This is a genomic window from Desulforhabdus sp. TSK (genome assembly GCF_022836495.1).
Taxonomy (GTDB): domain Bacteria; phylum Desulfobacterota; class Syntrophobacteria; order Syntrophobacterales; family Syntrophobacteraceae; genus Desulforhabdus.
On sequence record NZ_BQXM01000028.1, the window covers coordinates 59,894 to 65,893 of the forward strand.

7 protein-coding genes are annotated in these 6,000 nt (G+C 56.8%); 1 reads left to right on the forward strand and 6 read right to left on the reverse strand.

The window, feature by feature from the left end; genetic code table 11:
• Window positions 1-248: 248 nt before the first annotated feature.
• From MWC30_RS15615 to MWC30_RS15635, 5 genes are all read right to left on the reverse strand, one after another.
• Entirely contained in the window at window positions 249-485 is a 237-nt protein-coding gene (locus tag MWC30_RS15615; protein WP_244085126.1) for a ParB N-terminal domain-containing protein, read from the reverse strand.
• Window positions 486-592: 107 nt separating this feature from the next.
• Window positions 593-1,357, reverse strand: a complete 765-nt coding sequence (locus MWC30_RS15620; protein ID WP_244085127.1) for a MinD/ParA family protein — start codon at window positions 1,355-1,357, stop codon at window positions 593-595.
• Window positions 1,358-1,426: 69 nt separating this feature from the next.
• A complete protein-coding gene (locus MWC30_RS15625) occupies window positions 1,427-2,131 on the reverse strand; it encodes a GGDEF domain-containing protein (RefSeq protein ID WP_244085128.1) in 705 nt (234 codons plus the stop codon).
• A gap of 571 nt (window positions 2,132-2,702) precedes the next feature.
• On the reverse strand, window positions 2,703-3,146 hold the full coding sequence (locus tag MWC30_RS15630) for a hypothetical protein (protein ID WP_244085129.1): 444 nt from the start codon (window positions 3,144-3,146) through the stop codon (window positions 2,703-2,705).
• A 443-nt stretch (window positions 3,147-3,589) separates the two neighbouring features.
• Window positions 3,590-4,087: a hypothetical protein gene (locus MWC30_RS15635; protein ID WP_244085130.1), complete on the reverse strand. Its 498-nt coding sequence runs from the start codon at window positions 4,085-4,087 to the stop codon at window positions 3,590-3,592.
• Window positions 4,088-4,296: 209 nt separating this feature from the next.
• Between MWC30_RS15635 and MWC30_RS15640 the strand changes: the two genes are divergently transcribed.
• Window positions 4,297-5,109, forward strand: a complete 813-nt coding sequence (locus tag MWC30_RS15640; RefSeq protein WP_244085131.1) for a tRNA (adenine-N1)-methyltransferase — start codon at window positions 4,297-4,299, stop codon at window positions 5,107-5,109.
• Between the two features lie 108 nt (window positions 5,110-5,217).
• Here MWC30_RS15640 and aroB read toward each other — a convergent pair.
• The coding region (gene aroB / locus MWC30_RS15645; protein WP_244085132.1) for a 3-dehydroquinate synthase at window positions 5,218-6,000 on the reverse strand (783 nt) is incomplete at its 5' end.

Genomic DNA, 6,000 nt, shown 5'->3' on the forward strand with positions numbered 1-6,000 from the left:
AGGAAAGGCTCCAGCCGAGGCAGGAACAAATCACCGCAGCCTTTGTCGCGGCAGGATGCCGCTCCTGCAAAAGCATGAAGATAAATGGCTGTGACAATGCGACCGTCGGCACTTGGCGGGCATGTTTCCTGCCTGACGCCCAAAATGGGATGGAAAGAGCTGGAGAGGAATTTGCAGTCGAGGTGAGCTTGAGGAAAAATTCTACTTGAATTCGTGGAAGAGAAGAAAAAGGAAGATCCGACAACCCTTCATGAAGAAACGATGACCGCCTTGATGTGAGTCATCCCCAGCCGCCGACAGGCGCGCCAGCGCTTTTCGCCGTCCATGATCCGGAAAGATTCTCCGACAAAAGAGATCTCCACCGGCTCCAACTGCCCACGCTGCCGGATGCTTTGCTCGAGGTCTTCAATGGACTCCTCCAAACAGACGACCCGACGGTTGGGATGGATCTTCCTGACCTCGATGGACCTGATCTCCCGCTCCATGGCTTCCTCCTTTGCTTTTCCAGAAGTATCTACCCGACAACGGGTTATCCGGCAAGCCCCCACCGGCAAATTCATTGCCCCCCCTGCCGCAGGCGCCATGCGACGGATCATTCCCTCTTGAAGCGACGAATCCGTTCCGCCAGTTCCACCACCGCCTCCGCGGCTTTGCTTCGGGGAGCGCCTTTCACGAAAGGCAACTGCTCCTGCACGGCTTTCAAAACAACGTTGTCCCTGGGTACGCATCCCAGGTACTGCGGCTGGATGCCCAAAAACTGCTCGGCCACCCTGGCGATGGCATCAAAGGTCTGCTGCCCTTCCTGAGGGGTGGCGACGGAGTTCAGGATGAGAAAAAACCGCTTGCGCCCGTACTCCCTGGAAAGGATCTTGATGAGGGCGTAGGCATCCGTAATGGAGGTGGGATCGGAAGTGACAACCACCCCGTTGTGGGTCGCGAAGGTATTGAGCCAGAGGACGGAAGAGCCAATTCCGGCGGCCGTGTCCAGGAGAACATAGTCGAAATGGCCTACGATGGAGCTGAGAATGTTTCCCAGGAGCACGTGCTCCGCAGGCCCCAGGTCCACCATTTCCGGCACCCCTGAGCTCGCCGGAAGGACTCCCAGGTTCGGCTCCACGAAGATTACCGCCTTCATGGGGTCCTCGCCGCGCTCCAGCACATCCCGAATGGTCTTGTGAGCAGTGAACCGCAGCAGGACATCCACATTGGCAAGGGCCATGTCTCCGTCCACCACCAGCACCTGCGAGCCCTTCTGAGCCAGTGCACAGGCCAGGTTCACCGTCAGACTGGTCTTTCCCACACCGCCTTTGCCGCTGCTCAGGGATAGGATAACGGGAGTTTTCGATTCTTTCGCCATAGGGCTCCGACCTGTCTTGATTGCCTTTCTCCCCGTTTGGGCTTAGAAAGTCTTCCGATTCCTTAGACCCTACAGCTTCGGCCACCGGGTGATGAAGAGCGCCACACGTTCTTCGGGAAGGACTTCCGTTTCGCCCCCGGCGGATGAATCCTCCATGGAACGTACACAATTGCGCCCTTCCGCCTTGGCCTGGTGCAGGTACTTGTCGGCGCGTTTGAGAAACTCATCGGCACTGAAAGTATCCGTCGCCTTGTACACTTCCACTCCGAAGCTCGCCGTCAATCGAATTTCCTCGCCCTCCTCCACGAGCGGAGTATTGGCCAGGGAAGTTCGCAGCCGATGGGCCGCAAGGACCGCCTGTTTCAAGGAGGTGGCAGGCAAAATGAGGGTAAATTCTTCGCCGCCGTAGCGACAGAGGATATCCGTGATCCGTATCCCGTTGCGCCAGATTCTGCCGACCCAGCGCAGGGCGGCATTCCCCACCTGGTGGCCGTAGACGTCGTTGACCTTCTTGAAATGATCCAAATCGATCATGATGAGGGAAAGGGGAAACCCGGTTCGTCTCGTCCGTTCCATTTCACGTTGGAGTGAGACTTCAAGATGTTTGAAGTTGAAGAGCCCCGTCAAAGGATCACATTCGGTGAGTCTTGAAACGCGGTCGTACTCTTTCTTGAGCGTTTCGAGTTGTTCCTTCAGTCTCCTGATTTCAGCCACCACCGGGCAACCGGACTTGCCCTCGGGACACGAAATCACAGCATCGTCGCGTTGATCCAAACCGAACCCTCCAGAATCCAATAGAGCGTCCAGGCTTCCAGGAGATCACCGTTCCATCCCGATCATACCCCACGGAATCGGCCGTCACCCAACCAGCACCTTCACCACCCTCTCCCAACAATGTTGAACAAACCCTGTTGCAGTAGCAATTACAGCAGCCATGCTCAGGGCGCCCTTCAAGAATTGGTATAACCTCCCACCTTGTGATAAGTACATCAGTCTCGATGCTGTTGCAATAACATACACATTCTTTGACAGCCCGGTTTCACCTTCCCATGGGATGGATGGAACTTCAACCTGAGAGGAAAGGAATCCAGCTCACCTTCCATGTGGAAAAGCATCAACTGGAGATTCGGGTAGGGGATTTTGGATGCCGGGCCGATGTGGGAACGCTGAAGCCTCGGCAATTGGAAAATGCCCGGCCGGGGGGGGCTCGGACTTCATTTCATGCAGAACGCCATGGACCGGCTTTCGTACGAAAGCCGGCCCGAGGGGGGCACACTGCTCCGGAGGGTCAAATTCAGGAAAAAGCAAAAAGCCCCTTCCGAAGGGACTTCATGCTGACACGCCATCAGTAGGGATCGTATACCTCCACTTCCGTGTCGTACTCGCGCACGACCCTCCCGTCTCTCTCCACGATGGTACGCTCCCTGTAGCGCCGCGGCGCTCTTTCCTCCTCGTAATACTCTTCCTCGTAATAGCCTCTCGGGCGCTCGTAAGCACGAGGAGGAGGCGGTGGTGACGGCGGTGGAGCCCCGGCGGCACGGGCCGCCTCGTTCGCTTCGATGGCCGACCCTATGATGGCGCCTCCGGCCATACCGGACAGGCCGCCGAGAGCGGCCCCCATGGCATCGCCGGTGATGGCATACCCCATGGCCGTCCCAAAGGCACCCAGCCCAAAGGATGTCGTCGCAACCCGGTCGTAAGTGTAGGGAGAATAGGGAGATGCACAGCCGGACAGCGATGCCGCCAGCAGAACCAGGAGCATTCCTGTCGATAAAAGTTTCGGCCTCATGTTTTTACCCTCATAGATACCGCTGCAGGCTTCATTGAAAAACGGGTGAGCGCAGAGCCTCACTCGCACATCACATGTCAGACCAGATGATCAGTTAAGCAACAACGATGCCAATTCCTCATATACGCCCATGCGGTGGGGCGGAACGCCATGTTCCATCCCCTCGCTACCCCAGAGAGAGGCACTCGGTTACAAATCTTGCTCAGTCGATTACCATCCCTGAGCACCCAAGCGCCAAGGGTAGAGTGCATTTTATGCACCGTCCTTGCTGCAGGAACTCTTGTGTCAATAGGATGCGTAAAACGCACCCTACCACGATTACTGCGCACCCCCGCGCCGGAGGAGTACCTCCTCAGAGAATACCAAAAGATCATTGCGCATACGGTATTTCCGCATATCCACGAAATGCCAACCGTCTCATCCTGTCGCGGGCGGGCCGCCTGTCAGGAGGCATCGTCTTTGTCCCTGGCCAGTTCTTCAGGCGTCATGATCCAATATGGCGTCCCATCCCGGGTTCTGCGCACTTTGAACTCCACCTCCTCGCTCTTTTTGACCTTGGAGGCCATGAAGACTTCCTTGTCCCCGATATCGGCCCAGACCCCCTTCACCTTGACCTTGTCCCCTTTCTTCAAACCGATGGAATCCGGCTTGACGAAAGACTTGGGACCCAGTTGTACATTCACCATGTCCCCGTCCTGGTCCTTCACCTTCAAACCGACGCCGGGGGCCATGCCCGGCAGGGGAACGATTTCCACGATCTCTTCCACCGTTCCCTTGAACTGGTCCATCTCGCTGGCTTTGTAAAACCCGTTGTATTCCGATTCCTTTTCCCATCCCTTCAGGGCGGCCGAGTCGGCAGCCAAGCTGCTGCCCACCCACAACAGGCCCACCATGGCAAAGCATACGAATGCACTCCATCTCCAACCCGCAGACCCACGCATGAGCACTCTCCTTTCGTTCCGATGGGGACCTTCATTTTCAGTAACTCGAATGACAGCAATTAAAGATAAAATCTCCCGGGAATCTTGGCAAACAGATTCGGGAAAAATCCGGTTGACTTGAGCCCCCCCATTTTCCTATGGTGCGATGCGCCTGAAATTTTTCATGATATCGCATCCAATGATTCCGCCTTCAAGGAGATCTTCAGACTATGAATGCTTTTCGACAGGGAGAATGGGTCGCATTGACCTCACAGAAAGGGAAAAAATGGCTCATCCGTATCGAGGAGGGGCCCTATTCCTCCCACCTGGGCACGGTCCAAATGGAAGACATCGTGGGCAAAGAGGAAGGCGACTATCTCGACACCAACAAAGGGGCACGGATGTTTCTCTTCCGGCCCACCCTGGAAGACTACATTTTCAGCATGAACCGGCACACGCAGATCATCTACCCCAAAGACCTGGGCGCCATCGTTTTTTACGGAGACATCCAGCCCGGCTGCACCATACTGGAATCGGGGATCGGCTCGGGAGCCCTCAGCCTGGCCCTGCTGCGCGCCCTGGGAGGCACGGGCAGGCTCATTTCCGTGGAAAAGAGGCCGGAATTCGCCCACATGGCCCGGGTGAACATCGTCAAGTATTTTGGGAAGCCTCCCGAAAACCACGAGGTCGTGGCGGGCGACATCCAGGATTTCTACATGAACATCAAGGCCGACCGCATTTTCCTCGACCTGCCGGAACCCTGGCACTGCATCGCGTCGGTGTCTCAGCTCATCCGGCATGGCGGGCTGCTCATCAGCCTGAGCCCCAATGTCGGCCAGGTACAGTTGATGTTCAGGGAGCTCAAGGCCCACGGGTTTGCCAACATCACGACTTTTGAGCTGCTGAAGCGGGATTGGATGGTGGATGAACGGAGGGCCCGCCCCATTGACCGGATGGTGGCCCACACGGGCTTCATCACCATCGCCAAGAGGACTCCCCGCCTCTTTACGGAACCGGAGCAGGTTATACTCGATAAGGTGTGAAACGTTCGATTTGATGGTTCTTTGTTTTTTGTAGGAGCGGCATCCTGCCGCGACTGGCTTATTGTCGCGGCAGGATGCCGCTCCTACAAAAAACGAAGTTTTCAATCCTTAATCCGTGTATTTTCTTTTCAGGGCGGTCAGAACCTCTTCCAGCTCCCTCATGTCCAAATCGTCGCAATCCATCACTTCGCCGATCCTGAGGGGCAGGATGAAATGCAGGGTTTTTCCCATGCGCTTCTTGTCGGTTTGCAAGGCAAGAATGATTTCCTTGGAGGAAAAATCGGCGGGGATTCTCACGGGCAGATCCCAGGATTCGCACAGCTTCTCCAGGCGCTCCAGGTCCCCCGCGCCGATGAGTCCCCTGCGGACGGACAGGCGGGCAGCAACGACCATTCCCATGGCCACAGCATCCCCATGGGGAATCCGGTAGATGCTCAGTCTTTCCAGGGCGTGTCCCACCGTATGCCCCAGGTTCAGGACCCTGCGATACCCCGATTCCTTCTCGTCGGACTGCACGACTTTCGCCTTGATCATGCCGCAGGCTGAAATGACCCGCACCAAGGCTTCCCTCTCGCGCTTCCTGAGGGCATCGCCGTGGCTATCCAGGTACTTCCAGAGGACCTCGTCTCCTATCATGGCGGTTTTCATGACTTCAGCCATGCCCTGGCGAAATTGCTCGGGAGGAAGTGTTTCCAGAAACTGCGCGTCCATCCAGATGGCGCGGGGCTGATGAAAAGTACCCAGGAGGTTCTTGCCTTCGGGCAGATCCACGCCCGTTTTGCCGCCGATGCTGCTGTCCACCTGGGCCAGCAGCGTGGTGGGAACCTGGAAATGCGGAATTCCCCGCATGTAGATGGACGCCAGAAAACCCACCACATCCCCCGTCACACC

What these genes read in the sequence shown, in the direction of transcription:
- MWC30_RS15615 (WP_244085126.1), bottom strand. Translation starts at nt 485, where the DNA reads ATGGAGCGGGAGATCAGGTCCATCGAGGTCAGGAAGATCCATCCCAAC.
- MWC30_RS15620 (WP_244085127.1), bottom strand. Translation starts at nt 1,357, where the DNA reads ATGGCGAAAGAATCGAAAACTCCCGTTATCCTATCCCTGAGCAGCGGC.
- MWC30_RS15630 (WP_244085129.1), bottom strand. Translation starts at nt 3,146, where the DNA reads ATGAGGCCGAAACTTTTATCGACAGGAATGCTCCTGGTTCTGCTGGCG.
- MWC30_RS15635 (WP_244085130.1), bottom strand. Translation starts at nt 4,087, where the DNA reads ATGCGTGGGTCTGCGGGTTGGAGATGGAGTGCATTCGTATGCTTTGCC.
- MWC30_RS15640 (WP_244085131.1), top strand. Translation starts at nt 4,297, where the DNA reads ATGAATGCTTTTCGACAGGGAGAATGGGTCGCATTGACCTCACAGAAA.